General features: G+C 45.8%; 1 pseudogene. It reads right to left on the reverse strand.

The window, feature by feature from the left end:
- Positions 1 to 222 (reverse strand): annotated as a pseudogene (locus AAEY93_RS21040) (ABC transporter substrate-binding protein); the annotation flags it as partial.
- Between the last annotated feature and the right edge of the window lie 18 nt (positions 223 to 240).

A 240-nucleotide genomic window follows, 5' to 3' on the forward strand; every position in this document is an offset into this window, starting at 1 on the left:
ATTATAGATAGGATAGGCGCTCGCATCAAAATCAGTACCTGCGGTGTACTGTGCGGGATCAAAGCCAGCAGGGCTGCCTTCTGAACAATAAAGTAGGGTTTTCGCGGCTTTAGCGTCTGAGCTGGCAGCAGAGTCATCTGTAGTTTTGTTGTCGCCGCTACAGGCGCTGATACCTAAGATAACCGTCGCCAATAAGGTCAATTTGAAGAGTGATTTTTGCATTATTACATCCTATGTAAT

This window comes from Shewanella sp. CAL98-MNA-CIBAN-0140 (assembly GCF_040309905.1).
Classification (GTDB): Bacteria; Pseudomonadota; Gammaproteobacteria; order Enterobacterales; family Shewanellaceae; genus Shewanella; species Shewanella psychromarinicola.